Source organism: Eikenella sp. HMSC061C02 (assembly GCF_001809035.1).
Taxonomy (GTDB): domain Bacteria; phylum Pseudomonadota; class Gammaproteobacteria; order Burkholderiales; family Neisseriaceae; genus Eikenella; species Eikenella corrodens.
Genome location: NZ_KV795566.1, coordinates 39402 through 66053, shown reverse-complemented (window position 1 = coordinate 66053; position 26652 = coordinate 39402). Strand labels below are relative to the sequence as shown.

25 protein-coding genes, 1 tRNA gene and 1 pseudogene are annotated in these 26652 nt (G+C 58.7%); 10 read left to right on the top strand and 17 right to left on the bottom strand.

Going from position 1 to position 26652, the window contains the following annotated elements; all coding sequences use genetic code 11:
- Window positions 1-77 precede the first annotated feature (77 nt).
- The 4 genes from HMPREF2541_RS09510 to HMPREF2541_RS09495 are packed head-to-tail and all read left to right on the top strand — an operon-like array spanning window position 78 to window position 3075.
- Complete coding sequence (locus tag HMPREF2541_RS09510) at window positions 78-1835, top strand: ESPR-type extended signal peptide-containing protein (RefSeq protein ID WP_246824988.1); 1758 nt, start codon at window positions 78-80, stop codon at window positions 1833-1835.
- Entirely contained in the window at window positions 1801-2433 is a 633-nt protein-coding gene (locus HMPREF2541_RS09505) for a phage portal protein family protein (protein ID WP_070543350.1), read from the top strand. The genes HMPREF2541_RS09510 and HMPREF2541_RS09505 overlap by 35 nt, the downstream gene beginning before the upstream one ends.
- On the top strand, window positions 2423-2782 hold the full coding sequence (locus HMPREF2541_RS09500; protein WP_070543348.1) for a hypothetical protein: 360 nt from the start codon (window positions 2423-2425) through the stop codon (window positions 2780-2782). Before HMPREF2541_RS09505 ends, HMPREF2541_RS09500 begins: the two co-directional genes overlap by 11 nt.
- 14 nt (window positions 2783-2796) lie before the next feature.
- Window positions 2797-3075: a hypothetical protein gene (locus HMPREF2541_RS09495; RefSeq protein ID WP_070543347.1), complete on the top strand. Its 279-nt coding sequence runs from the start codon at window positions 2797-2799 to the stop codon at window positions 3073-3075.
- A gap of 52 nt (window positions 3076-3127) precedes the next feature.
- On the opposite strand, the gene HMPREF2541_RS09490 is transcribed toward HMPREF2541_RS09495, so the two are convergent.
- Both HMPREF2541_RS09490 and lgt read right to left on the bottom strand, forming a co-directional pair.
- A complete protein-coding gene (locus HMPREF2541_RS09490; RefSeq protein WP_083296814.1) occupies window positions 3128-3625 on the bottom strand; it encodes a DUF1697 domain-containing protein in 498 nt (165 codons plus the stop codon).
- 78 nt (window positions 3626-3703) lie between these two features.
- Window positions 3704-4579 carry a prolipoprotein diacylglyceryl transferase gene (gene lgt, locus HMPREF2541_RS09485; RefSeq protein WP_070543402.1) on the bottom strand — a complete coding sequence of 292 codons (876 nt, stop codon included), beginning with the start codon at window positions 4577-4579 and terminating at the stop codon, window positions 3704-3706.
- A 351-nt stretch (window positions 4580-4930) separates the two neighbouring features.
- Between lgt and dapF the strand changes: the two genes are divergently transcribed.
- The 4 genes and pseudogenes from dapF to HMPREF2541_RS09465 form a co-directional block, all read left to right on the top strand.
- Complete coding sequence (gene dapF / locus HMPREF2541_RS09480) at window positions 4931-5779, top strand: diaminopimelate epimerase (RefSeq protein WP_070543345.1); 849 nt, start codon at window positions 4931-4933, stop codon at window positions 5777-5779.
- A complete protein-coding gene (locus HMPREF2541_RS09475; RefSeq protein ID WP_070543343.1) occupies window positions 5779-6429 on the top strand; it encodes a DUF484 family protein in 651 nt (216 codons plus the stop codon). Before dapF ends, HMPREF2541_RS09475 begins: the two co-directional genes overlap by 1 nt.
- Window positions 6429-7073 (top strand): hypothetical protein, encoded by a 645-nt coding sequence (locus HMPREF2541_RS09470; protein ID WP_070543341.1) that lies wholly within the window; start codon window positions 6429-6431, stop codon window positions 7071-7073. Before HMPREF2541_RS09475 ends, HMPREF2541_RS09470 begins: the two co-directional genes overlap by 1 nt.
- 110 nt (window positions 7074-7183) lie before the next feature.
- Window positions 7184-7468: pseudogene (locus HMPREF2541_RS09465) on the top strand (tyrosine-type recombinase/integrase); the annotation flags it as partial.
- 29 nt (window positions 7469-7497) lie between these two features.
- On the opposite strand, the gene HMPREF2541_RS09460 reads toward HMPREF2541_RS09465, so the two are convergent.
- The 11 genes from HMPREF2541_RS09460 to HMPREF2541_RS09410 form a co-directional block, all read right to left on the bottom strand.
- Window positions 7498-7573, bottom strand: a tRNA-Lys gene (locus HMPREF2541_RS09460).
- 138 nt (window positions 7574-7711) lie between these two features.
- Window positions 7712-8392: a hypothetical protein gene (locus HMPREF2541_RS09455; RefSeq protein ID WP_246824987.1), complete on the bottom strand. Its 681-nt coding sequence runs from the start codon at window positions 8390-8392 to the stop codon at window positions 7712-7714.
- A gap of 226 nt (window positions 8393-8618) precedes the next feature.
- Window positions 8619-11402 (bottom strand): isoleucine--tRNA ligase, encoded by a 2784-nt coding sequence (gene ileS / locus HMPREF2541_RS09450; RefSeq protein ID WP_070543336.1) that lies wholly within the window; start codon window positions 11400-11402, stop codon window positions 8619-8621.
- A gap of 192 nt (window positions 11403-11594) precedes the next feature.
- Window positions 11595-12041 carry an ExbD/TolR family protein gene (locus HMPREF2541_RS09445; RefSeq protein ID WP_070543334.1) on the bottom strand — a complete coding sequence of 149 codons (447 nt, stop codon included), beginning with the start codon at window positions 12039-12041 and terminating at the stop codon, window positions 11595-11597.
- A 4-nt stretch (window positions 12042-12045) separates the two neighbouring features.
- Window positions 12046-12702: a MotA/TolQ/ExbB proton channel family protein gene (locus HMPREF2541_RS09440; protein ID WP_070543332.1), complete on the bottom strand. Its 657-nt coding sequence runs from the start codon at window positions 12700-12702 to the stop codon at window positions 12046-12048.
- Window positions 12703-12753: 51 nt separating this feature from the next.
- Window positions 12754-13710, bottom strand: a complete 957-nt coding sequence (locus HMPREF2541_RS09435; RefSeq protein WP_070543331.1) for an energy transducer TonB — start codon at window positions 13708-13710, stop codon at window positions 12754-12756.
- 187 nt (window positions 13711-13897) lie between these two features.
- On the bottom strand, window positions 13898-14566 hold the full coding sequence (locus HMPREF2541_RS09430) for a hypothetical protein (protein ID WP_070543329.1): 669 nt from the start codon (window positions 14564-14566) through the stop codon (window positions 13898-13900).
- 72 nt (window positions 14567-14638) lie between these two features.
- Window positions 14639-15403 carry a hypothetical protein gene (locus HMPREF2541_RS09425; protein ID WP_070543327.1) on the bottom strand — a complete coding sequence of 255 codons (765 nt, stop codon included), beginning with the start codon at window positions 15401-15403 and terminating at the stop codon, window positions 14639-14641.
- A 108-nt stretch (window positions 15404-15511) separates the two neighbouring features.
- Complete coding sequence (locus tag HMPREF2541_RS09420) at window positions 15512-15871, bottom strand: hypothetical protein (protein ID WP_070543325.1); 360 nt, start codon at window positions 15869-15871, stop codon at window positions 15512-15514.
- Window positions 15872-15943: 72 nt separating this feature from the next.
- Entirely contained in the window at window positions 15944-18106 is a 2163-nt protein-coding gene (locus tag HMPREF2541_RS09415; RefSeq protein WP_070543324.1) for a heavy metal translocating P-type ATPase, read from the bottom strand.
- 99 nt (window positions 18107-18205) lie between these two features.
- Entirely contained in the window at window positions 18206-18415 is a 210-nt protein-coding gene (locus HMPREF2541_RS09410) for a heavy-metal-associated domain-containing protein (RefSeq protein WP_003674677.1), read from the bottom strand.
- 147 nt (window positions 18416-18562) lie between these two features.
- On the opposite strand from HMPREF2541_RS09410, the gene cueR reads away from it, so the two are divergent.
- Window positions 18563-18955, top strand: a complete 393-nt coding sequence (gene cueR, locus HMPREF2541_RS09405; RefSeq protein ID WP_070543322.1) for a Cu(I)-responsive transcriptional regulator — start codon at window positions 18563-18565, stop codon at window positions 18953-18955.
- A gap of 56 nt (window positions 18956-19011) precedes the next feature.
- Here the strand turns inward: cueR and HMPREF2541_RS09400 are convergent, their stop codons facing one another.
- Genes HMPREF2541_RS09400 through HMPREF2541_RS09385 form a run of 4 tightly spaced genes read right to left on the bottom strand, consistent with a single transcriptional unit; the run spans window position 19012 to window position 25487 of the window.
- Window positions 19012-20550 (bottom strand): efflux transporter outer membrane subunit, encoded by a 1539-nt coding sequence (locus HMPREF2541_RS09400; RefSeq protein WP_246824986.1) that lies wholly within the window; start codon window positions 20548-20550, stop codon window positions 19012-19014.
- A 40-nt stretch (window positions 20551-20590) separates the two neighbouring features.
- Window positions 20591-21712, bottom strand: coding sequence for an ABC transporter permease (locus HMPREF2541_RS09395; protein WP_070543318.1), 1122 nt, complete (start codon window positions 21710-21712; stop codon window positions 20591-20593).
- A 1-nt stretch (window position 21713) separates the two neighbouring features.
- Window positions 21714-24494, bottom strand: a complete 2781-nt coding sequence (gene rbbA, locus HMPREF2541_RS09390) for a ribosome-associated ATPase/putative transporter RbbA (protein WP_070543316.1) — start codon at window positions 24492-24494, stop codon at window positions 21714-21716.
- 9 nt (window positions 24495-24503) lie between these two features.
- Complete coding sequence (locus HMPREF2541_RS09385) at window positions 24504-25487, bottom strand: HlyD family secretion protein (protein ID WP_083296813.1); 984 nt, start codon at window positions 25485-25487, stop codon at window positions 24504-24506.
- A gap of 173 nt (window positions 25488-25660) precedes the next feature.
- On the opposite strand from HMPREF2541_RS09385, the gene HMPREF2541_RS09380 reads away from it, so the two are divergent.
- Entirely contained in the window at window positions 25661-26236 is a 576-nt protein-coding gene (locus HMPREF2541_RS09380; protein ID WP_070543315.1) for a TetR/AcrR family transcriptional regulator, read from the top strand.
- Window positions 26237-26652: the final 416 nt, after the last annotated feature.

Sequence of the window (26652 nt, the reverse complement as noted above, 5' to 3'; positions counted from 1 at the left end):
TGCACAGTGGAGTAAGGCATTTAGTTTTTTGGTTTTGCAACAATCCGCGAAACCCGCAACAGATAAGGAATACCACAATGAACAAAACCTACAAGACTGTTTACAACGCTGTGAGCGGCACTTGGGCAGCTGTTTCTGAGCTGGCTAAATCACAGGGCAAAAACACCACGCGCGCCGCTGCCGCTTTGGTGCTGCTGGCGGTAGCCCCAGCTTGGGGTGCACAAAATACTGGTACAACCACTTCTGGTGGTACTGTTGTGCCCGCTGGTACGGACTATAAAACTTGCTATTACGATGACAACAGTAAAAACGTGGTCTGTGGTGATGCCACCACGACGGCTGCCGATGTTGTAGACAGCAAGCCCGGTAAATCTGTTGCTATTGGTATGTCTTCTACGGCTGCCGGTGAGAGCAATGTGGCTTTGGGTTCGAGTGCGTCAGCTTCCAGCACCTCCGGTTTGGCAATTGGTTCAAACAGCAAAGCGCACCATAATCAAACTGTGGCCATTGGTGAGCGTGCCAGTGCGCTGGGTGAGGCGGATATCGCCATCGGCAAAGCGGCGGGTGAAAACGCAACCAGCACAGGGCGCAATATTGCCGTGGGTGAGGGTGCGGTGAAAGACGCGGTGGTGGCCAATAATGTGATCGGTATCGGTACCGGCGCAGCGCAGAAAATTGACGGTCAGCACGTTATTGCCATCGGTACGGATGCCAACCAAGGTGTGTCCGGTGTGAAGCAAGTGGTGGCCATCGGCTATAAAAGCTCTGCTGTAACATCGCAATCGGTTGCCGTCGGCACAGCGGCTTCTGCTAAAAACATTGGTGCTTTGGCGTTGGGCAATAGCAGCAATGCTGTTACTGAGAGTTCCGTAGCAGTGGGTCGCTTCTCCCAAGCTTCCGGCGCAAACTCGATTGCTGTTGGCGGCGGCCGCAGCGCTGCACAGTCGGCACAGGCCGGCGGTAATTATTCCATCGCTGTCGGCGCGGGTACAGCAGCAACACACGCACAATCGATTGCCATGGGCTGGAATGCTGGTGCGAAATCTATCGGTACTGTGGCAGTAGGTGATACGGCGCAGGCTTCAAAATTGTATGCGATTGCCATCGGTAACAAAGCAGAGGCATCGGGTGAGAAATCTGTTGTGATCGGCTCGAATGAAACGGCCACCAATATTGCCAAAGCCACCGGCAGGCAGTCTGTGGCCATCGGCTGGACGGCTCAGGCAACAGGTTTTACCCAAGCGGTGGCCATCGGCCCGGATGCACAGGCATTGGGCGGGCAATCCACTTCCATCGGTAACAACACCCGAGCCAATGGCAATTCCTCCATCGCTATCGGCAGCGATGATTGGGATTTAGCCAAAGCCCAAGTGGACGCGGATTACCAACGCCTGACCGGCACGTCAATGAGCACCGGTTATCAAAGCACAGAAGCGGCTGAGGCCGCGATTGCCGTGGGTGTGAAAGCCCAAGCCACAGGCGCGCTTTCCACTGCTTTCGGCCCGGGGGCACGAGCCACTGAAGTCGGTGCAACAGCAGTTGGCGTGGGTGCCGAAGCTGACAAAGAAAAAGCAGTGGCTATCGGCGCAGGTTCGCGCACAAGCACTGTTGCAACACCAGTGACTAGCGCTACCGTGAACGGCGTGACCTACAGCGGTTTTGCCGGTGCCACCAAGATTACAGATGGTTCTCAGGTTTCCATCGGTACGAAAGACTACGAGCGCCAAATCAAACACGTTGCCCCAGGTGAAATTTCAGCCACCTCCACCGACGCCATCAACGGAAGCCAGCTCTACCAGGTTGCCGCCCAACGCGCTGGGGCAAATCCACAATGAAGTGCGGCACGACTTGCTGGCGTCTGACGCCAAGCAGCTGGCGGCCACGCTGACCCGGCAGCTGATTGCGCCGCTGCTGTATCTCAACAAGGGCATCACCGACCCCAATAACATCCCCTATTTTGAGTTTGACACCCGCCAGCCGGAAGACATGAAGCTGTATGCCGAGGCGCTGCCCGAATTGGTGCAGCTCGGCATGAAAATCCCGCTGGAATGGGCGCACGAAAAGCTGGCCATCCCGCAGGCGGCAGACGACCAAGACATGTTGGCTATGCGTGGCGCCCAGCCGGAACTGCGGCAGGCGCAGGCCAGCCGCTACCGGCAGGTAGCCTTGTCGCGGCAGGGCGAAATCATCTATCCCGACCAGCTGGCGTTGGACGACGGTATTGCAGGCTACCTGAAAAATACCGAGCTGCCCGCACTGCTCGAACCGCTGATTAAGCAACTCGGCCAAGCCATCGCCGAAGGCGGCAGCTACGAGGATGCGGCGGCACGCCTGCTGGCGGCCTACCCGCAATTGGACACCGCACAGCTGCAAGAGGCGCTGGGGCGTGTGCTGTTTGTGGCGGACTTATGGGGGCAGATCGGTGGGCGCTAATCAAGTGGATTTGGCCTATGCCTTCGGCCTGCCGCCGGAGCGTGCCATCCGTTATTTTGAGACTTTGGGCTACACAGTACCGACCGATTGGCCGCAGCGGATGCAACAAGCAGCGGTCAAGGCGCAGACCATCGCCGGCATCTATCGGCAGGATGTGGTGGCCGACATCCACCGCGCGCTGGGCGAATCGGCGGCCAAGGGCACGCCGTTTGCCAAATTTAGGGATGCGGTGGAGCGGCAGCTGACGGCCAAGGGGCTGCATCTGGATCAGGCAGGCGATATGGTGGACGCCGCCACCGGCGAGTTGCTGGGAAATGGCAGGGTGCCGGAGTCGGTACGCGCTTTCTAAACGGCTGTGCCGAAATGTGGCTGCGTGGAGAAAACCGCTATCGCCGCCCGCTGCGCACTCTAATCAACACCTCTCATCCCGGCTTGGCCGCCGCCCTGCGCCGCAATCCACAATGGACGCAGGTATCGGCTGCCCTATACGGTGCCGACAAACTGCGCTGCCGCGACAGTCTGCGCCGCTCCGCCTTAAAACACGGGAAGGATACCGGTAAAGCCCGCAGTGCCACCGGCTACGGCGGTCATTTCCGCGCCGTGCAAGGCTTCCGCTATTTAGGCAACGGGCAGGAGGAATAGCGTAGCCCGGCCGCCATTGGACATAGCATGAAAATCCCCGTTTAACAGACCATTAAACGGGGATAAATTTGTGCAAAAGCTGATACAATTTGCTACGCTGCGGCGGTGCAAAAGCTAATGCCAATTCAGGCAAAAGCTGCCGCCGCCTTACAGTTTCGCCAAAATGTAAATGCTCTTCTTCGTTTACCCACGAGAGTGTTTCGGCTTGGATTTGCTCTCTGTCTGCTTCAGGCAGATAAAAGAGGACATCGCGCCGATAGGCTGTTTCGTCTTGCCACCAGTCCGGCAGTTTCTCCGCTTCTTGTTGCAGAATATCGGCGCGGATTAGGGCAAACGGCAGGGGAAAGTCGTAGGTGCCGTTGAAATGGTTCGTCAGTAGTTCTCTAATTTTCTGTTCCGGCGCTTGGCTGTTGAAGAAAAGATTGCCGCTGTTGATATAGGAAACGGGATGCTCAAAACCCATTTTGGCTAAACTTTTCTTTAAATTAGCCATCACAACCTTATTGTTCTTGCCGACATTGATGCCTCGCAGTAAAAGCACATAGCGCATTTTTATTTCCTTTTGATTAATATAAGGCTACCTGAAAACCATTTTTCAGGTAGCCTTTTTGTTCTCAAAGCTATGATATCAAACATCTCCCTCTGCCGGTTTAGCCTTGCGCCGACCAAAGTAGAGGAAGCAGATCAGGCCGCAGGCGATCATGGGGAGGCTGAGCCACTGGCCCATGGAGAAGTTTAAATAGAGCAGGCCGAGGAATTCGTCGGGCTCGCGGGCGAATTCGGCGATAAAGCGGGCGGTGCCGTAGCCGAGCAGGAACAGGCTCACTACCTGGCCGGTGGGGCGTGGTTTTTTGGAAAACCACCACAGCAGCACAAACAGCAAAATGCCTTCCAGGGCAAATTGGTAGAGCTGGGAGGGATGGCGCGGCAGCATGCCGTATTGCTGGAAAATCGCCCCCCACAGCTGCGGCTGCTCGGTGGCCAGTTTTAAGTCTTCGCTATGTGCTTGGGGAAAGCCCATGGCCCAGAAGGCATCCGGCCGGGTGACGCGCCCCCAGAGCTCGCCGTTCACAAAGTTGCCGCCCAGGCGTACGGCAGCAAAGCCTAATGGCGTGAGCGGAGCGATGGAGTCGGCCAGCTTGAGCGGATTGATTTTATGTTTGTAGGCAAATAGGAGGCCGGCGGTTACCACGCCGAGGAAGCCGCCGTGAAACGACATGCCGCCCTGCCATACTTTGAAAATTTCCAGCGGATTGGCAAAATAGTAGGCGTGCTGATAAAACAGCACATAGCCAAGCCGCCCGCCCACAATCACGCCGATGATGCCCCAGGTGAGGAAGTCGTCCAGCGTTTGCGTGGTGAACACGCTGTTGCCTTGGCGGATGCGCCGCCGCCCGAGCCACATAAACAGGGCGAAGCCGACGAGGTAGCTGACGGCATACCAGCGGATGGCGAGCGGGCCGAGCTTGAGCATAACGGGATTGAAAGCGGGATGGATCAACATAGGGAAAATGCGGCTGAAACAAAAGGGCGCATTATAGCGCATCTGGCTATCGGCCGATAACGGGCAGAGGCGTAAATAAAACCCGGTTTGGGTTGGATTTTGCCGGGTTGTGTTGCGGTTTTGTTGGGAAGGATGGGTTTCAGGTAGCCTGGGTGGAGGGGAGGTTACCTGAAAAGAGCGATTCAAACCAAGCTGTCTGCCGGAAACACAAGCATCTTGCCGTATGGCATGGCTATGCTGATTTTCAGGTAGCCTATTCCGGGAAGGCTACCTGAAAGTTGAAGCGCGGCTTTAACTTGCGGCGGGGATTGGGTATGATAGCCCGCTTTGAAAGCGTCGGTGGAGGCTGTGATGGCTGTATTGAAATTTACCAAAATGCACGGTTTGGGTAACGATTTTATGGTTATCGACGGCATCAGCCAGCATTTTGATCCGGCGGCAGCGCCGATTGCCGAATGGGCAGACCGCCACCGGGGCATTGGTTTCGACCAGCTGTTGCTGGTGGAGGTGCCGCCGCTGCCCGAAGCCGAGTTTGGCTACCGCATTTTCAATGCAGACGGCAGCGAGGTAGAGCAGTGCGGCAACGGTGCGCGCTGTTTTGCCCGTTTTGTGCACGAAAAAGGCCTGAGCCGAAACCGACGCATCAGGGTGGCTACGGCCAAAGGGCTGATTGTGTTGAATTTACAGGAAAACGGCCTGGTTACGGTGGATATGGGCGAGCCGCGTTTGGCGGCGGCGGATATTCCGTTTGCGCCCGCGCCGGGCGAGGCTGCCGATGCCTTGTGGCACGAGATTGGTTTGGATGGCGCAAGCGCACGTTTTTCCTGTGTGAATATGGGCAATCCGCATGCTGTCCTGGTGGTGGACGATGTGCACTATGCGCCGGTAGCCGAATGGGGCGCGCGCCTGGAGCGGCATCCGCAGTTTCCCGAGCGGGTGAACGTGGGCTTTATGCAGGTGCTGGATGCGCACCATATCCGGCTGCGTGTGTTTGAGCGCGGCACGGGTGAAACCCAGGCCTGCGGCACGGGCGCGTGCGCGGCGGCGGTGGCTGGTATGCGAGCCGGGCTTCTGGCGCGGCAGGGCGCGGTGTGCGTGAGCCTGCCGGGCGGTGATTTGCAGATTGAGTGGGCGGCGGATAACCATGTGTTGATGTCAGGGTCGGCGGCCACGGTGTTTGAAGGAACGGTAACTTACTGATGAACGAAAAGAAAATATTGGCTTATTTGCAGGAGCACCCGGAATTTCTGTTGAACCATGCCGCCGATTTGGGCGTGCGTCCGGCAGAGGGGCGGGTGCAGTCGTTTGCGCAGGCGCAATGGCTGGCGCAGCAGAAAAAGGCGGCCAAAATGGCCGGGCAGTTGGCACAAATCATGCAGGATGCCGATAGCAACCATCAAACGCTTGGTCGGATGCTCGGCTTCGTGCGCCGCTTGCTGGCTGCCAATACGCTGTTGCAGGTGTTGCGTGCGGCGGAGGCAGGCTGGCAGGAAGATTTTGCGTTGCCGTCCGGTCGGGTGTGGCTGCTGGCCGAGCCGCCGAAAAAAGGCGCGGTTTCCGGCGCCTACAGGCTACCTGAAAACCATGCCGCCCATGCTGCCTTGTCTGCCCTGAAAGAACCGCTGTGCGGCAACCGCATCGCGCCGGCGCTGATGAAGGCGCTGCCGCAAGAGGGCAGGGGGCTGGAGAGCTTCTTGCTGCTGCCCTTGCGCGTGAACGGACAAACCGTGGCGTCGATGGTGGCGGGCGATGCGGATGAAACGCGCTTTACGCCGGATTTGCCGCTGGATTGGATGCGCGAGCTGGCTGCCTGTGCCGCAGCGGCGCTGGCCAGAGCCGGCGGGTGGTGATGATGGCTTGGCAAAGCCCGACTTTGTGGGCGCTATCGGTGTATATCGCCGTGTTTCTGACTTTGGCGTTCCAGCGGCAGCAGTTTTCCTGGCTGTGGGGCAGTGTGATGCTGTGGCTGGGCTTCGGCATCCTCAGCGCGCGGATTATGCCCGGCGTACTGGGGATTACCCATGTGGCCAACCTCTATCCGGTATACGGTTATTTTGCGCTGGGTAGCCTGTTCCTGTTTGCCAACGGCTGGCGTTACGATGCGCGGCAGATGGGCTGGCGGCTGGACGGCGGCGGGATATTTCTGGCCTATTTCGCCGTGGCCGGCGCGGTGCAGCACATAACGTTTTTGTTTTTGCTGCTGCTGGCGGGCTGGCAGTATCCGCAAGGGATGTCTGCCCCGCTGCTCACCGGCCTTGCCACGCTGTATTTCCTTAAACCGCTGCTGTGGATCGCCGGACAGGCGCTGCTGATGCTGCTGATGTGGCTGCACCGGCGTTATTTGAGCCGAGACGACGTGCTGCTGTTCAGCCCCTTGCAGCTTCAGGGCGTGTTGCTGATCAGTTTGCTTTTTCAGGTAGCCTGTTTGTTGGCGAGTGAAAAACTCCTGCTGATTGCCCTGTTGCGCGCGCTTTGGATGCTGTTTTATGGGTAGGGATTGAATTAGTCTAAAGTTTGTCCAAAGTGCTGCTGAGAGCTCAGATAAAAGAAATCGCAAATACGCATAGCAAAGGCGCACGGGTTAAATCCATCAGCAGCCGTGTGTGGCGCGAAGCGTTGGAGAAAGCGGGGATAACGGATTTCCGCTGGCACGACCTGCGGCACACATGGGCAAGCTGGCTCGTCCAGCAGGGGACACCCTTAGCAGCCCTAAAAGGAATGGGCGGTTGGGAAAGTGTCGAAATGGTGCAGAGGTATGCCCACCTCGCCCCGGAACACTTATCACAACACGCCCGATTGATTGATTCCGGTATTGCCCCCGGAATCGGTTTACTCCAAAGTTTTGTCAAAGTCTCAAGCGCGCAAACCTTGGAGGGTAAAATAATCTAACCTAAATTACTGATTAGTTTTGATTATTTTGGTGGGTCGTGAGCGGCTCGAACGCTCGACCAACGGATTAAGAGTCCGCTGCTCTACCAACTGAGCTAACGACCCATGTAATGTTGTGTATTGTAAAAATGCTTTAACAGACTGTCAAGCATGGTTGGCATGGCGGGAGAGGAAAGGCTACCTGAAAATTGAAAAATGGTTTTCAGGTAGCCTTTTATTGTGCGAGTAATGCGCCCTGCTTACCTAAGCCACCAGCCAAGCATTTTTGTGCTGATACATCAGATAGTCGGCGATTTTCCCGTCTTCGTATGCCAGGCGGGGTTTTTGATCAGGGGTGCTCGGGATGCGTTTGTCTTGGCGTACGAATTCCAATAAATGGGTTTGGCCGTCTTTTTGCAGCTGCAGGGTGCAGCGGTGCTCGGCGAGGGAGCAATCGGTGATTTCGCAGCCGATGAGCAGGGGTGAGAGTTCGTCCCATTCGGCTCCGTTCAAATTGCCAACCCAACTGCGTGTAGCGGAGTTGCCATATGGGGGCATTTTTACTGCGCGGTTGTCCAGCAGCGTGCTGTATCCCGCGTGCCATGCGGTGTAAACCAAGTATTCATCTGTGTCCAGTAGCAGGCCGAAAAAGCCGGAGCCGCCCATGCCGTAAGTGCCTAGATGGGTGCAGAAGCCAACAATTTTGCGCCCGATAGGGGATTTGGCCACCAAATATTCGGGGCGGCTAAATAGCAGCACATCACGGCCGAAGCGCATGAAACCGTAAACCATAGAGGCACGGTTGGCCTCGCGGCGCGACAGGCCGACGGCGTAATGCGGCAGCCAGCCTTGCTCGTACCATTGCGGCACTTCTGCTTTGGGCACCATCATGCAATAGTTTTCTACATTGCCCTGTTGCAGGTCTAAATAGGGGTGGCTTGTCATGTGTTTGATTCCTGATCGTTCAAATCCTTGTTTCTTCCTACTATGTTGGCTCGCCTTATCGTACTGGTTGTACTGTCTGTGGCTCGCCGCCCGATATGAAGAAATCATTATTTCGGCTATATGCGCTTTCAGGTAGCCTGAAAAAAGGTGGGCAACGATGCCCACCTTTTTGCTGCGGATAGTTTAATTTCGTTGAAGCTGACGCTTTCAGGTAGCCTCAACCGGCTTAGGCGTAATCCCTCTCTTCACCTCTGCCGTCCACATTCTCTGCGCAGCGGGCGCACAGTGTGGGGTGGGCGGCAACGCTGCCTACGCTGTCCACATAGTGCCAGCAGCGTTCGCATTTGGCCTCGGTGCTGGGGTGGACTTCGGCGGTGAGCGCATCGCCTTTTTGCAGCTCGATTTTGGAAACGAGCATGGCGAAGCGCAGTTCGCTGCCGAGCGCTTTCAGGTAGCCGTATTGCGGTTCGGGCGCGGTGAGGACGACTTCGGCCTGCAATGAGGAACCAACGGTTTTGTCGGCACGCAGCGGCTCGATGGCGGCGGTAACGGCAGCGCGGGCTTCGCGGATGTGTGTCCATTTTTCCACGAGCGCGGCTTCGCCGGCGGCTGGGATGGGCGGGAAGTCGTGCATGGTGTGATAAAGCACGCTGTCTTCTTCGCCGCCGCCGATGATGTCCCATGCTTCTTCGGCGGTGAAGCAGAGGATGGGCGACATCAGGAGCACGAGGCTGCGGGTGATGTGGTAGAGCGCGGTTTGCGCGCTGCGGCGGGCGTGGCCGTCTTTTTTGGTGGTGTAGAGGCGGTCTTTCAGAATATCCAGATAGAACGCGCCGAGGTCTTCGGAGCAGAACTGTACGATGTCCTGCACGGCGAAGTGGAAGGCGTAGCGCGGATAGTGGCTACCTGAAACTTTTTCCTGCAACTGGCTCGCCAGCACGAGGGCGTAGCGGTCGATTTCCACCATGTCGGCCTGCGGTACGGCGTCTTCAATCGGGTTGAAGTCTTTGAGGTTGGCAAACAGGAAGCTGAGCGTGTTGCGGATGCGGCGGTAGCTTTCGGTTACGCGTTTGAGGATTTCTTTAGAAATCGCCAATTCGCCGCTGTAGTCGGTGGCGGCCGCCCACAGGCGCAGGATGTCGGCGCCGAACTCGTTGTAGACTTCCTGCGGGGCAACCACGTTGCCGATGGATTTGGACATTTTGCGCCCGTTCTGGTCGACCACGAAGCCGTGGGTGAGCAGTTGTTTGTAGGGCGCGCGGCCGAGGGTGGCGCAGCCGGTGAGCATGGAGGATTGGAACCAGCCGCGGTGCTGGTCGCTGCCTTCCAGATACAAATCAGCCGGCCAGGCGAGCTCGGGGCGCTGTTTCAGCACGGAGAAGTGGGTGCTGCCTGAATCGAACCACACGTCCATGGTGTCGGGCAGTTTGTCGTATTGTTCGCAGTCTTCGGGCGACAGCAGCTCGGCTTTATCCAGCTCAAACCAGGCGTTGATGCCTTTTTTCTCGATGAGCAGGGCGACTTTTTCCAACAGCGTGGCGGAATCGGGGTGCAGCTCGCCGGTTTCTTTGTGGGCGAAGAAGGTCATCGGCGTACCCCAGAAACGCTGGCGGCTCACCACCCAATCGGGGCGGCCTTCAATCATGGCTTCCAGCCGCGCGCGTCCCCAAGCGGGGAAGAATTCGGTGTCGTCCACGGCTTTGAGGGCTTTGTCGCGCAGGGTTTTGCCGTCTGTGCCGGCTTTGTCCATGCCGATAAACCATTGGCCGGTAGCGCGGTAAATCAGCGGGGTTTTGTGCCGCCAGCAGTGGGCGTAGCTGTGCTCGATTTTGCTGTGAGCGAGCAGGCGGTTGTTTTCCTGCAACCAGGCAATAATCGGCTGGTTGGCTTCCCACACGGTCATGCCTGCCAAGCGCGGGGTATCGGCGGCATAGCGGCCTTGCGCATTCACAGGGTTGATGAGCTCGATGCCGTATTTGTTGCAGACGAAATAGTCTTCCAAACCATGCGCGGGGGCGGTGTGCACGAGGCCGGTACCGGCTTCGGTGGTGACATGGTCGCCATTCAAAATCAGAATATCGCGTTCGATAAAGGGATGTTCGGCTTTCAGGTTTTCCAAATCCGCGCCGGTGCATTCGGCGAGGATGGGGCTACCTGAAAAACCGTGGCGTTCCAACGCGGCTTCGGCCAAATCTTTGGCTAGCACCAGTTTGCCGCGCGGCGTGTCGATGAGTTGGTACACGATGTCGGCGCCGGCAGAAATGGCCTGGCTGGCGGGCAGCGTCCACGGGGTGGTGGTCCAAATCACGGCAAACGCGTCGCCTGAGATTTCAGGCAGCCTGAAAGCCTTGGCCAGCGCGGCGTTGTCTTGGAAGCGGTAGGCCACATCAATTGCAGGCGATACTTTGTCTTTGTATTCCACTTCTGCCTCGGCCAGCGATGAGCCGCAGTCCAGGCAGAACTGCACGGGCTTCGCGCCGCGATACAGGTAGCCTGCTTTATAAATTTCACCCAGCGTGCGCACAGTGTCGGCTTCGGTTTGGTAGTCCATGGTCAGATAGGGATCTTCCCAATCGCCAATTACGCCCAAGCGGATAAAGTCTTTTTTCTGACGCAGAATCTGCTCGCCAGCATATTGGCGGCAGAGCTCGCGGAACTTGCTGGGCGGCATTTCCTTGCCGTGCAGTTTTTCCACCATCACTTCAATCGGCAGGCCGTGGCAGTCCCAGCCCGGCACATAGGGCGCGTCGAAGCCCGCCAGCGTTTTGCTGCGGATGATGATGTCTTTTAAAATTTTATTGACTGCATGACCGATGTGGATGTCGCCGTTGGCATAGGGCGGGCCGTCGTGCAGGATGAATTTGGGGCGGCCGGCGGCAATTTTGCGCAGCTTCTGATAACGTTTTTCGTCCTGCCACTGCTTCACCCACGCCGGTTCGCGCTTGGCCAGATTGCCGCGCATGGGGAAGGGGGATTCGTAGAGGTTTACGGTTTTGGCATAGTCGGTCATGTTGGTCTCGGAATGGTTTGATTACGGCTGTGCGGCGGGCGTGTGCAGCTTGTCTGCCGTGCCGGAATAAGTAAAAAACAAGTTGCCGATTTTATAAGGATTTGGCACAAAAGGCTACCTGAAAAAGCCACGCAGCGGAGTTTCTGCGTGGCTAAAGTTTCAGGTAGCCTTTTTATTGGCCTAGGTAGCGGTTTATTGCTGTGGTTGGGTGCGCTCTTTTTCTTCGGTAACGAAGCCGACTTTGCTCAGGCCGGCGTCGCGTACGGCGCTGAGGGCTTTTTCCACATAGTCGAATTGGGCGTTTTTATCGGCGGCGATGGCAATCACTTGGTCGGGATTGGTTTTGGCCAGCTGTTGCAGCTGGCTTTCCAAAGCCTGCAGGGTAATCGGTTCACCTTCGGCTAAGTGATAGCTGCCGTCGGCAGAAATGGAAATGCGCATCGGGTCTTTGGGCTGGGCGGCGTTTTCCGCCACCTGCTTGGCCGAAGCGGTGGGCAGTTCCAGCGGGATGGAGTGGGTCATCACCGGCATGGTGATCATGAATACAATCAGCAGCACGAGCATCACGTCTACCAGCGGGGTAACGTTAATGTCGGCCATGGGCGAATCGTCGCCGCCGTTCATCGAACCGAAGGCCATACTCTTACTCCTTATTATTCATAATCTTAACGTGCAAATCGTAGGCGTAGGCATCCATATCCTGCACCACTTGCTTATTGCCGAACACGATGAAGTTGTAGGCCAGCACGGCGGGGATGGCGGCAAACAGGCCGACGGCAGTGGCCACCAGAGCTTCGCCGATGGGGCCGGCCACGGTGGCGATGTTTACCTGACCTTGCAGGCTGATGTTTTCCAGCGCGTGGTAAATGCCCCACACCGTGCCGAACAGACCGATAAACGGGGCGGTGGCGCCTACGGAGGCGAGGATGGTTAGGCCGCCGTTGAGGCCGCGTTTGGCAATGTCCATTTTATGGCGGATGTGTTGCACCAGATAGTCGCCCAAGGGAATGCTGGTGAGCTGGCTGGCGGGGTTGGCGCGGTATTGGCGCGCGGCCTGAATGGCAGCTTCGGTGAGGTCGGCCAGCGGGGAGGGGTGGGCTTTGGCCAGGCGCAGCATATCATCGAGCGAGGCTACGGTGGCTACAGACTCAATCGTGCCCCGATTGGCGTGACGCACTTGGTGCAGGCGGAAGCTGCGCATGATGATGATCCACCAGGTGAGGACGCTCATCAGCAACAGCAGCAGAAATACGGTAATCAATACAATGTCGCCTTGGGCGAAAACGTGTCCTAGATTCATGATATTCCTAATATAAGGTAATGAGATTGGGTAATTAGTTTAGTTGGGTTTTTAAGGGGCTTTAAAACGCAAGGTAAAAGTATAGCTCTGGCGCACCGGCTGGCCGTTGCGTTTGGCCGGAACGAAGGTATAGCTCTGGCGCACGGTGTCGGCTGCTGATCTGCCGAACAGCGGATGGGAGGCGGAAACGATTTCCACGCTGGAAGGCTTGCCGTTGGCTTCCACCATCACGCGCAGTTTTACCGTGCCGCTGATGCCTTCTTCTTCCAGTTGCTTCGGATAGGGCGGTTTCGGGTTATTCAGGTAGCCGCCAAGGTGGGTGGGCGCGCTGTCGCCGCCACCTCCTTGGCCGGTACCGGAACCATTACCCGTACCACGCCCGCTGCCGTGGCCGCCGCCTTCGCCGGAGCCGGAACCGGGGCCGCGTCCGCTGCCTTCGCCGGAGCCGACACCGGTGCCTTTGCCGCCACCGCTGCCACCGCCTTCTCCGGCGGAAGGTGTACCTTTCCCGCCACCGCCACCGCCTGCGTTGGCGCTATGGCCTGCGCCCGGGTTGGCAGGGGCAATCGGCCGCTCAGGCTGCGCCTGCGGCTGGGGTTCGGGGCGGGGTTGCGCTTGAGGCTGCGGTTTGGGCTCGGGTTTCGGCTCGGCAGGTTTGGGCTGAACGATATCGGCGGGTTTGTCTTGCCGTTCCACCGGTTTGATTTGCGCGCGCTGTTCCGGCACGGGCTTGGCCGGCTGCGGCTTGGGCTGCTCAGGTTTGGGCGCTTCGGGCGGGGTTTGCTCCGGTGGCCCGGCGGGCGGCTCGTCTTCGGATATGGTGTCGCCACCCGTACCGCCGCCGCCCCCGCCGCCGCCAATCTCGCCGAGATCAACAAAGCTCAGCCCGGGCGGTTCGGGCGGCAGTTCCGGCGGTTTAATCGAGATCAGCAGCCAATACAGCAGGGCATGGGCAGCGATCACGAATAAGAGCGCAATCGGGGATAAAAGACGGTTTTCGTTTTGCATGATAGGGCGGCATATTAGTGCGAACTATTTTTGTTTGCAAGTGGTTTTTATTTGCTTGCTGAAAGTGGCAGGTGCTTCAGGTGAAAGAATGTTTGGCCGGAGGGATGTGAGAGGGTGGGCGATTTAACTGCTAGATTTAAGGCTACCTGAAAATACGGAATGGTTTTCAGGTAGCCTTATTGTTGGTTTAACTGTGCGGTACGAACAATTGGCCGTTGAAGCGGTATTTGAGGCGGCGGTTGGTGGGGGTGTGGGTATGGCTGCTGATTTGCGGCTGGCTGATGGTGTGGCTGCCGGGCTCATAGAAGAAATAGTTGTTGGCGTGTTGGCCGCTGTAGGCGATGTTGAGGCGGTGGGTGGGCTCGGCGGCGGTGGCGGTTTGGATGAGGGGCAGGGCTTGGAGCTGCTCTGCGGCGAAGTGGAGGAGGACGAGGGATTTTTCGGTGTGGTCGCCATCGGTGTGCTCGGTGAACAGGAGGTAGGCGTGGCCGTAGCCGTTGAGGCGGAGGGTGTGTAGGCGTTCGATGTGGCCGGGCAGGGATTGCACGCTGGTGTGGCCGCCGGGGCTGCGGGCTTGGAGCAGGCTGCTGGGGCTGTGCGGCGGGGTGAAGCCGCGCACGCGGCCGTCGGCACTGCTGTGGATCATCAGGCCGGCGGCGCGGGTTTGGCTGAAACGGCAGGCCCAGGATTCGGCGGTTTTCAGGTAGCCTTCCAGCTGTTCGGCGAAGGGCAGGGCGGGCGGGCTGCCGTTGTGCTGCAGGGCGGCGGCGAGGGCGGCGTCGGTTTTGGCGGCATGGCGGGCATGCAGCGGGGTGGCGAAGAGGGTTTGCAGGGCGATGAGGGCGTGGCGGAGCATGGCGGCGGGTTTCAGGTAGCCTTGGGGGCTACCTGAAAAGTGTCGGGTGGGTTGGATGGTGTTTTGGCGGGTTTAATTCAAGCGGACAAACTGTTCGCCGTTGAAGCGGTAGCGGATGCGGCGGGTGCTGACGCGTGCCGCGCCGTATGCGGCGTCGGGGTGGTTGGCGTCTGCTTTGGGCACCAGCGGGAAACTGATGGTTTTGCTGCGGGCGTCGTAGGCAAAATCTTCGTTCCTACCGCTATGGCTGGCGCTGTATTCGTAGGAGAGCGTGTTGGTGGCTTTGCTGGTGCGGATGATGTTGAGCGGGCGCAGGCCGTCGTTGCTGATCTGCCAAACCGATAGGCTTTGCCCGTAGAGGCTGTTGCTGTATTTGCCGATGCTGGTAACGAAATAGGCGGTGCCGTGTTGGCCGAGTGTGTCGGAATAGATGCCGCTGAGGATGCCTTCGCCTTTTTGGGTGGCGCTGCGGCCGGATGGGGTGCGGTATTGCAGCAGGTTGTGGTATTCGCGCAGGGTGCCGCCGCTTTGGGCATCCCAGCTGAAACTGCGCAGGCGGCCGTTGGGCGCGGTGTGAATAACGATGCCGGCTCTGGTGGTTCTGGGGAAGCAGCAGGCCCAGGAATCGGGCTGTTGCAGATAGGCGGAAAGGGTTTGGTTGAAACGGGTTTCGGCGGTTTCACGCTGATTTTCGTTGGCTGAGCCTGCATGGCTGTGGCTGCCGCCTTCTTTCATCTGCGTGTAGGCTTGCGCCAGCGCGGCATCGGCTTGGGCGCAGGTTTGGGCATAAATCGGGGCGGCAATGGCGACGGTGGCGAGGATGAGGAGTTTCCGCATGGCTGATGTCCTTTATGCAGGGGAGAGATGTTATTTTGCTGGCTTATGCGGCGCTTTTCAAGGCAGGCTACCTGAAAATGGATGTTTACCCATCAGCCGGTTTGAGGTTTACCGGATGCCGCCTTCCTGGTTGTATTCGATCATGTCGTTTACCGCTTGGGCGAGCCATGCCCAGCAATTGGGGAATTCTTGACGTTGCTCCCAGCCGGGGTCGGCAAAGTCGTGGATTAGTTGGACTTTGCCGCCTTTTCCGATTTCAAAGCAGGCAGTGTCATCGCAATCGCTGCGTTTGGCGAAGGGAATCAGTTTTCTATTGGGATAGCGCGTTTGCAAGCCTCGGTATAGTTCGACTGCCCAATGACTATCGAGCAGATGCCAAATATCGAAATCGACTAAATTCAGTTCGACAATTTTTTGAAATGATTCAGGGTATTCAAAGTGGGGAATATTGAGCGTATAACTTTTCATCGGTTGATTCCTAGTTTGAGGCTACCTGAAAAATGAAATTGGGCGTATGCGTTTCAGACGACCTTTCCCATATTACTCAATCTTCACCCGTTTCAAGCGCAGCGCATTGCCCAATACCGACACCGAGCTTGCCGCCATTGCCGCGCCTGCGATGACGGGGTTTAAGAAGCCGAGTGCGGCGAGCGGGATGCCCAAGATATTGTAGAAGAAGGCGAAAAACAGGTTTTGTTTGATGTTTTTCAACGTCGCCTGCGATACCAGCAGGGCGTCGGCGAGCTGGTTGACCGAATGCTGCATCAGCGTGGCGGAGGCGGTGTGTTCGGCAACGTCCGCGCCGCCTTTCATGGCGAAGCTGACGTTGGCGGCGGCGAGTGCGGGCGCGTCGTTGATGCCGTCGCCGACCATTGCCACGGTTTTGCCGGCGGCTTTGAGTTTCTGCACTTCGGCGGCTTTGTCGCGCGGACTCATGTTGCCGAAGGCGTGTGCGATGCCCAGTTGTTTGGCGACGTATTCGACCGTACCTTGGTTGTCGCCGCTCATGATGTAAACGTCGATGCCGTGTTTTTTCAGACGACCTATGGCTTCGGCGGTGTCGGTTTTCAGCGCGTCGGCGAGTGCGAATGCGCCGATGGGTTTGCCGTTGGCGGAAACGGCGACGATGCTTGCAATGCGCCAGACGTCGTCTGAAAACTCGGGCAAGGTTAATTCGGCAAATTCGGCTTTGCCTGCTTTCATCAAACCTATGCCTTCGACTTCGGCGGTAATGCCTGCCCCGACGACGGTTTGCGCGTTTTGTGCGGCGGGGATGTCCAAACCGCGCGCTTGGGCGGCGGAGACGATGGCGCGGGCGAGCGGGTGGGTGGCGTTTTGTTCGACGGCGGCAGCGATGCGGTACAAAGCGTCTTCGTCAAAGCCGCTGTCGGGAACGCAATAGACGTCGGCAACCTGCGGTCTGCCTTCGGTTAGCGTGCCGGTTTTGTCCAACACGACGGCATCGACGTGGGCGGCTTCTTCCATCGCTGCCGCGTCTTTAAACCAAATACCGTGTTTCACCGCCTTGCCCATGCCGACCATAATCGCGGCGGGCGTTGCCAGACCGAGCGCGCACGGGCAGGCAATCACTAAAACGGCAACGGCGTGCATCAGCGCGACCGTCCAATCTCCCTTAAGCAGCCAAGTGGCGATAAAAGTCAGAAGCGCGATGCCCACAACGGCAGGCACAAACACTGCCGCCGCCTTGTCCGCTACGCGCGCAATCGGCGCCTTGCTGCCTTGCGCTTCGGACAGTGCATTCATCATGTCGCCGAGCAGGGTTTGGCTGCCAAGCTGCGTGGCGCGGTATACCACGCTGCCTTCGGTCATCAGCGCGCCCGCCAACACTTTGCCGCCCGCTTTTTTCTCTTCGGGATTGGATTCGCCGGTGAGGTGGCTCTCGTCCGCCCAGCCGCTGCCGCTCTCGATAATGCCGTCGGCGGCAATGCGTTCGCCGTGGTTGGCGCGGATTAGGTCGCCAATTTGCACTTGGTCGATGGGCAGTTGTTTCCATTCGCCATCGCGTTGCACGTTGACTTGGGTCGGCGTGAGTTTCAGCAGCAAGCCCAAGCTGTTCAGGCTGGATTTTTTGGTGCGGTGTTCCAAAAACTTGCCCAGCGACACAAAACCAATCACCATCACGCCCGCTTCAAAATACACATGCGCCATGCCGTGCGCCGCGTGCGGGCTGAAAAACAGCATATAGACGGAATACAGGTAAATCGACACCGTGCCGATGGTAACGAGCACGTCCATATTCGCCAGCCCGCCTTTAATACTCGCCCACGCGCTTTTGTAAAACGGCACTGCCAGCCAAAGCTGCACCACACTTGCCAGTGCAAACTGCCACAACGGCGGAATCATCCAATCGTGCCGACCAATCATCATGCCCGCCATACCGATAAGGAACGGGATATTGATTGCCAGCAAAAGCCACAGCCGCCAGCTTACATGCGTTGTTTCTTCGGGCTGTGGCAGCGCGTCTTCCGTCTTTTCTTTTGCGCCGTAACCGGTTTTCTCGATGATTTTGGCGATGTCGGCGGCGGAGGTTTGGCTATCGTCAAACACCACCTGCGCCTCTTCGCTGGCGAAGTTCACCCCCGCTTCGGCGACAAAGTCTTTTTTGTTCAACACTTTCTCAATGCGCGAAGCGCAGGCCTGACAGGTCATGCCTTCGATTTGGAAACGGACTTTTTGTTGCATGGTTTCCTCCTTCTGAATGTGGTTGGGCTACCTGAAAAAAGCGGAGCAGGGTTTTCAGGTAGCCTTTGGAGTGTTGCAGTCGATTTGTTGCGATTCGATTTACAAAGCCGCATCAAAGCCGCCGTCTTCCACCGCTTCTATCAGCGCGGCGGGGTTGGTTTGGGCGGGGTCGAATTCCACGACGGCGTTCTTGTTTTCCAGGCTTACTTCGGCCTTGTCCACGCCGTTTACGCCTTCGAGGATGCTGGTAACGCTTTTCACGCAGCCGCCGCAGGTCATGCCTTCGATGTTTAATGTGATGGTTTGCATAGTGTTTCCTTTCTGTTGGAATGAGGCTGAGGTTTTAAAGCCCGTTGCAGCCAAAGCTTTCAGGTAGCCTGAAATGATGGGTCTGCTCTTGCTTTCCCGCTAAGTGCCACCACTATAAAGCTTCACCCGAAGTAAAGGTCAAGCATCATGATGAACATCAGCCAGGCCGCGGCCGAGAGCGGCCTTTCCGCCAAACAAATCCGCGACTACGAAAAGCACGGCCTAATCGCCCCGGCCGCGCGCAGCGAAGCGGGCTACCGCCGCTACGGACAGGCCGAACTTGCCCGGCTGCGCTTTATCCGCCATGCGCGGGAAGTGGGCTTTTCGCTGCCGCAGATCGGGCAGCTTTTGAGCCTGCAACACAACCCGCAGCGCACCAGCCGCGAAGTGAAAACGCTCACCGCGCGGCACATCGCCGAGCTGGAAGCCAAAATCGAACGCTTGCAGGGCATGGTGGCCGAGCTACAACGCTGGCACGATGCCTGCGCGGGAGACGACTGCCCGGATTGTGCGATTTTGGCCGGGCTGGAGGAGCGTTAGGCGGCTTGGGCAGAATAGAAACAGGCTACCTGAAAAGTTTCAGGTAGCCTGTTTTACTATTTAGCTGCCGTTTCGGCTGCTTCGGGCTGGGTGCCTTCTTCCTGCCAGCCGCTGCCGATGGCTTTGTAGAGGTTGAGCAGGTTGAGGCCGGAGGCGAGTTGGTTGTCGAGCAGGTTTTGGCTGAAGCCGTGGGCGTTGAGCTGGGATTGCAGGGCGGTGTCGAGGGTTTTGCGGCCGTAGCGGAAGAGTTGGCGGTCGTTGCGTACTTGCTGCTGCGCGGTGCGTTCGGCCTGCTGCAATTCCTGCTGCTGGGCGTTGAGGGCGTGTTGGGCCTGGTAGGCGTTGTCTACGTCGGCGAGGGCTTGCAGCAGGGTTTGGTCGTATTGCAGCAGGGCGGTTTGCAGGCGGGCGTCGGCGGCTTGGATGTTGGCGTGGATGCGGCCGGCGGTGAAGAGGGGGAGTTGTACGCCGATGCTGAAAAGGCCGCCGTTGCCGCTGCGGGCGCGGTTGAAGGGGGCGAGGTCGCTGTTGAGCTCGATGCGGCCGGTTTGCCAGAGGAATTGGATGTCGAAGCGGGGAAGGAGGTCGGATTTGGCGCTGGCGAGCTGGGCGCTGCGGGCTTGGATTTCGGCGGCGCGGGCGCGCAGGTCGGGGCGTTGGTTGAGGAGGCTGCCGGGCCGGATGCCTTGCGGCGGGCTGGGCAGGTGTTGCAGCAGGGCGGCTTGGCGCATGGCGTCGCTGTCGAGGCGGAAGGTTTGCGGGGTTTGGCCGATGAGCACGGCGATGCTGCGCTGTTGGGCGTCGAATTGGGCTTGGAGGGTGCTTTGGCGGGCTTGCAGGGCTTGGATTTGGGCGGTAATGGCGGTGGTGTCGTGGGCGGTGGCGTGGCCGGCGTTGAAGCGGCCGGCGGCGTAGCGTGCCAGTTCGTGCAGGGTGGCGAGCTGTTGGGAAACGAGGGTTTGCTGCTGCTGGATGTGGGCGGCGCGCAGGTAGTGTTCGGCGATTTGGGCGGAGACGAGCAGGCGGCTGCCGTGGAGTTGCTCTTGGCTGCCGAGGGCGGCGGCGCGGGCGGCATCGGCATCACTGCGTTTTTGGCCGAAGATGTCGGGCTCCCAGGCGGCGCGGAAGCTGGCGGAGGTGAGGTTGCCGCCGTTGCCGAGGTAGGGGTCGCGGCGGTGGTTGCGGTAGCCTTTGGCATCGGCGGCGAGGCCGGCGCTGGGGAGGAGGTCGGCTTCGGCCAGGCGGGAGGTGGCGCGGGCTTCTTCAAGCCGGCTGCGGGCAATGGCGATGCTGTGGTTGTGTTGCAGGCCTTGTTCGATGAGATGGCCAAGCTGGGGGTCGGGCCATTGCTGCCACCAGCGGGCCAGGTTGGGTGCGGAATCGGCCTGGCCGGTGTGTTGGAAGTTTTCAGGTAGCGTGATGCTGGATTGGCGGTCGATTTGGGTAGTGGTGCAGGCGGTGAGGAGGAGGGCTAGAGCAATCGGGAGGAGTTTGGAGGTAGGCATGGTGGGTTTCCTTGGTGTGGGGCTACCTGAAACCTGAAACAGGATGTGCAAGCTTTCAGGTAGCCTTTGGGGTTGGGGTTTATCGGGCATGAATGCCTGATTTGTGTATTTTCAGGTAGCCTTGCTCCCGCTAATTCTGCTGCGCCAGCATCCGGCGGAAGCGGATTACGGCGATGGCGGTGAAGAGGATGCCGGATACGGCGGTGATGGCTACGCGGTGGCGGATTACGCTCCAGCTGGCGCCCCGGAAAATGATGTCTTTGGAGAGAGCGGTGAATTGGGTCATGGGCGAGAGCTCGGAAAGGCTGCGCAGCCAGGGCGGCAGGTTTTCGATGGGCGAGGTGCTGCCGGAGAGCAGGAATACGGCGATATACACGATGATGCACAGTAGGCTGAATTGCGGCATGGTGGGCGCCTGGGTGGCGAGCAGCACGCCGAGCCCGGCCATGGCAAACAGATACACGGCCTCGCAGAACACGAACAGCGCCAACGAGCCGTTAATCGGCACACCCACGGCGCGGTGCACCACCAAGAGCAGCGAGAGCAGGGAGGAAACCAGGATAATCAGGCCGTTGGCCAGGATTTTGGCCATCACGATTTCGTTCGCGTCCACCGGCATCACTAACAAATGCTCAATCGTGCCGTGTTCGCGCTCGCGGATCACGGCCGCGCCCACCAGCAGGATGGTGAGCAGGGTGGCGTTGCCCACCAGTTGGTTGAGCGGCATAAACCATTCGCTGCGCAGGTTTTCGTTGAACAGCACGTTCACCACCGGCTCGAAGGGCGCGGCGTTGCCGTGCCGCCCCAGATAGGCCGCCGTTTCGCGGTTCACGATTTGGCCGATATACACCGAGCCCACGCCGGCCTGCGACATGGCGGTGGCGTCCACCAATAATTGCAGCTCGGGGCGTTTGTCGGCTAGGAGGTCGGCGGTGTAGTTGGGTGGGATAACCAGCACGAAGCTGTATTCGCCCAAATCCATGGCGCGGTCGATGCGGCTGCCGTCAATGTCGTCTACCTGTTTGAACTGCGGGGCGATCATGGCATCGCGGATGCGGTAGGTGAGCGCGCTGCGGTCTTGGTCGTAGACGGCCAGCGCGGCGTTTTTCACTTCGGTGGTGACGTTTTGCGACACGGAATACACGGAAAAGGTGAACATGAACACCAACAGCGCAAACAGCGCGTAATCGGTGAAGAAGCTGCGGATTTCCTTGCCGCCCAGATACCAAACGTTGCTTATCCATTGGCGCATATCATTTCTCCTGCTTTTTCAAAAGCAGCCCAGCAGCGAGCCAATAGGCGGCGAAAAACAGCAACAGCGTGCCGCACAGCGTATCCACATCGCGCCAGCCCAGGCCTTTGGTGATAACGCCCAGGCTGACGGTTTGAAACCAGCTGGTGGGGCTGAAAATGCCGATCCACTTGCCGGCGCCGCTCAAGGTGGATGCCGGATAAATCATGCCGGAGAAATCCAGCGCCGGAATCATGGCCAGAATCGCTGCCGCGAAAATGGCCGCCACCTGCGTGCGCACGAAGGTAGACACCAACAGCCCGAAGCCGGTGGAGGCAAACACGAAGCACAGCACGCCGACCGTGAGCGCGATAAACGAGCCTTTCAGTGGCACGCCCAGCCCGAACACCACCACGCCGAGCAACACTAGATAACTTAAGAACGAGAGCAGCACATAGGGCAGCTGCTTGCCTAAAAGATATTGGAAGGAGGAAGCGGGCGAGCTGTAGAGGTTCATGATGGAGCCGATTTCTTTTTCGCGCACCACGGACAGGGCGGTGAGCATGGCGGGAATCATCATCAGCGAAAGCATTAAAAAGCCCGGCGTGAGCGCGTTGATGCTTTTGAAGGTGGGGTTGTAGATGAATCGGGTTTGTAGGCCGCCGCCATTGTTGATGCGGATGCCGCGTTCGCGGTAGAGCTCGGCCATATAGCGATTGAGGATGCCTTGGGCATAGCCATGGAGGTTTTCGCCCACAAACGGCCACGAGCCGTCGAAATAGAGAGCCAGCTGCGGGCGGCGGCCGAGGGTGAGGTCTTTGCCGAAGCCGGGCGGGATTTCAATCACCATGCGCGCACTGCCGTTGGTGAGCACGGCGTTGATGTCGTTGCGGGTGGCGAGGCTGGCTTTTTGGCGGAAATAGGCCGAGCCGTCGAACTCCTGCGTTAGCTGGCGGCTGTAGTGGCTTTGATCTTGGTCGAGCACGGCGAAGTCCATTTCGTTTACGTCAAACGACACGCCGAGGCTACCTGAAATCAGATACACCAAGGGGCCCAGCAGGGCAAACATCAGGCGGATGCGGTCGCGCAGCAGCTCTTTGCCCTCGCGGCGGGCGAAGGTGAACACGGAGGCCAGCCAATAGAGGAGGCCGGATGTGGCCGCAGGTTCGGGTAGACTTTGCGTTTCAGGCAGCCCGTTGGGAGCAGGTTCTGCAACTGGGTTTTGGCCTGGAGCAAACCCATTTTGTGCGCTTTTAGGTAGCCTTTCTGCCGCTTCGGCAGCTTCGTCTTGCTCCAAATAGCGGATAAACGATTCTTCCAGCGTATCGGCGTGTTGGCGGCGGCGCAGTTCTTCCGGTTCGCCCACCGCCAACACACGGCCGCGGTGCATCAGCGAGATGCGGTCGCAGCGGGCGGCTTCATTCATGAAGTGGGTGGATACGAAAATGGTTACGCGCTCTTCCCGCGCCATGCGGAACAGATATTGCCAAAACATATCGCGCGCAGCGGGATCGACGCCGGAAGTGGGCTCGTCCAAAATCAACACCTGCGGGCGGTGCAGGCAGGCGGCGGCCAGTTGCAGGCGCTGGCGTACGCCCAAGGGCAGGGCGGCGGGGGTGGCGTCGGCTAGGTCGGCCAGCTCGAATTGCTGCAACACGGCATCGATGGCGGCGCGGCTGTTTGCGCCGAGCTGGTAGAGCTGGGCATGCAACACTAAGTTTTGCCGCACACTCAGCTCTTCATATAGCGAAAACGCCTGCGACATATAGCCCACGCGCTGGCGCACGGCGGTGCTGCCTGCGTCTATCGGCTCGCCCAAGAGTGTGGCCTCGCCTTCGCTGGCATCTAAGAGGCCGGTGAGCATTTTCATGGTGGTGCTTTTGCCGCAGCCGTTGGAGCCGAGGAAGCCGAAAATTTCGCCTTGGCGGATGCGGAAGCTGACTTTGTTTACCGCCGTGAAATCACCGAAGCGTTTGCTCAGGTTGTGCGCCTCCATCGCGGGCGGCAGGGAATCGTCGGGGATAAACGGCGGCAGTTGGGAATCGTCCCAATGAGTTTGCTTGCTTTCAGGTAGCATCCGGATATAGGCCTGCTCCAGCGTGGCACAGCCGCTTTGCGCGAGAATTTCCTGCGTGCGGCCGTGGGCGAGGATTCGTCCGTCGTCCATGGCCAGCAGCTGCTCGAACTGTTCGGCTTCGTCGATGTAGGCGGTGGCCACCAGCACGGTCATGCCGGGGTTTTCGGCGCGCAATTCGCGTACCAATGTCCAGAATTGGCGGCGGGAAAGCGGGTCGACGCCGGTGGTGGGTTCGTCCAGAATCAGCAGGTCGGGGTTGTGCACCAGGGCGCAGCACAGGCTGAGCTTCTGCTTCATGCCGCCGGAGAGCTTGCCGGCGGCGCGGCCGGCAAAGGGTGCCAGGCCGGTGGACTGCATCAGGCGCTCGATATGCTGCTTGCGCTGGTGTTTGTTCAGGCCGAACAGGCGGGCGTGGAAATCGATGTTTTCATACACGGAAAGCGTGGGGTAGAGGTTTTTGCCCAAGCCCTGCGGCATAAAGGCAATGCGTGGCAACAGCGATTCGCGCTCGGACTTGTGCGCCACATTGTGCCCGAGCACGCGCACTTCGCCGCTTTGGAGCGTGCGCACGCCGGCAATCAGCGAGAGCAGGGTGGATTTGCCCACGCCGTCGGGGCCGATCAAGCCGACGGTGGCGCCGCGCCCAATGGTGAGCGACACGCCGCGCAAGGCCTGCACTTTGCCGTAGGCGTGCGAGAGTTGGCTGATTTCGATGGCGTTCGGCATGGAGGCATCCTACTGCGGCAGGCGGGTTTGCAAATCGGCCGGCCAGGCGAGCTTGGAGTCGGTGCGCACAAAGCCGGTGGCCGTCATGCCGCCTTTCAGGTAGCCCTGGTATTTGGCCGCCACGTCGGCCGGAATCTGCAATTTCACCCGAAACATCAGCTTGGTGCGCTCTTCGGCGGTTTCCACAAATTTGGGCGTGAACTGCGCCTCTGAGGCGATATAGGTAACTTTGGCGGGGAACACCGCATCCAGCCCATCCATCTTAATCCGCGCCTCGCTGCCCAACGGGATTTGGTTTACCGTGGGCGCGGGCAGGAACAGGCTGATGCTCGCGTCGTTCAGGTTCAACAGGCTCACCACTTTGCCGCCTGCAGGCAGCACGTTGCCCGGCTCGGCCAGCCGGTATTCCACCCGCCCGGCCTGCGGCGCGCGTACCGATAAATCGCCGATAACGGAAGACACCTGCGCCATTTTCGCTCGCGCCTGCCCCACGCCGGCCTGGGCTTCGTTGCGCGCCGCTTCTGCTGCCTGCACCGCCGCCCGCGCCGCATCGCGCTGCGCCAAGCGGGTGTTGAGTTCGGCCTGCGAAATTAAGTTGTCGCGGAACAGCTGGCGGGCGTTGTCTGCCTCCATCTGCGCGGTTCGCAGTTGCTGGCGTTGCGCCTCGATTTGTGCTTGTGCGCGGCGCACCGTTTGCTCCAGTTGCGCCTTGCCCGCCTGCGCTTCGGAAAGCTGTGCTTCGGCGGTTTGCGAAGAAATCCGCGCCAGCACCGTGCCCGCCTCCACAAACTGCCCTTCGCTCACCGTTATTTCCTCCACCCGCCCGGCATATAGGCTGGCCACATCCATGTGGGCAAACTCCAGCCGCCCGTTGGCATGCGCGATGCCCGCCAGCGGGTCGGGCGTGGCATATTGGCGGAACGCAAAAAAGCCGATGCCGACAAGGGCAGCAAGCGGCATCAGGAAAAGCAGGGATTTGGGCAGGCGTTTCATCACGAATACCTCGCAAATAAGAATGATTTAAGTGTAAGTCTACAGCACAGGGCTGCATACCATTAAAAAACAATTCCGCGTATTATTAAGCACACGAAATCAGTAAAAAAGTTGCTTAAGCATACGTGAAACCGCAAAATGCTTTGGCCGAGACCCAAAATGGAAGCGCAAACATGAGCGAAAACAAAAGCTATACCGACCCCCGCATTATCAAAACCCACCGCGCTATTCGCGAAGCCTTTGTGGATTTGCTGCACGAAAAACCCTTCGCCCAAATTGCCGTGCAAGATATTCTCGACCGCGCCCCGGTAAACCGTTCCACCTTCTACAAATACTACTCCGGCAAAAGCGACCTGGCCGGCAAGATGATTGCCGACTTCAAAGCCGAATACAGCCGATACATCCTCACCCGTTTCCAGGCAGGCAGCTTTGATGTGTTCCTCAACATGATGCCTGAAGCCTCCGACTGGATACACAGCCGCCGCCGTCTGATTCTCGCCCTGTGGAAAGTGGATACCCGCCGCCACCATCTCTACCGCGATATGCACAAGCTGATTAAGCAGCAATTCCTCCGCTTCGCCCACACCCTGCCCAACGCCGCCCCCGGCAAAGATTGGGACTACCAGGCCGACATGCTCGCTACCCTCATTCTCGGCAGCATGAACTACTTCTTCAGCCGCGACCTGCCGCTGCGCCTACCCGAAGTCCGCCAAGCCTGGGCGGAAATGAGCCAGCTGCTGCTGCCGTGAGGCAGAGCGACATACTGGGTTGGATGCTAGAACCCGCCATAATGCAAAAGGCTACCTGAACCCTGTTTCAGGTAGCCTTTCAGCATGAGGTGTATGCCGTAGGGACGCGCGCCGTTACCAGTTATTCCAAAGCCACGTGCGTGCGTATCGCACGCACCCTACATCCCACAAGCGAGCAGGCTACCTGAAATTTATTTTTCAGGTAGCCTGTTGATGGGGCAGGGCGTAGGTTGGGTTGGTAAACCCAACATTCCACAATTTATAGTGAATTAAATTTAAATCAGGACAGGGCGGCGAGCCGCAGACAGTACAAATAGTACGGTAAGGCGAGCTAACGCTGTACTGGTCACTATATTCCAAAGCCGCGTGCGTGCGTTCCTCACGCACCCTACATGGCTGCAATGGAAAGGCTACCT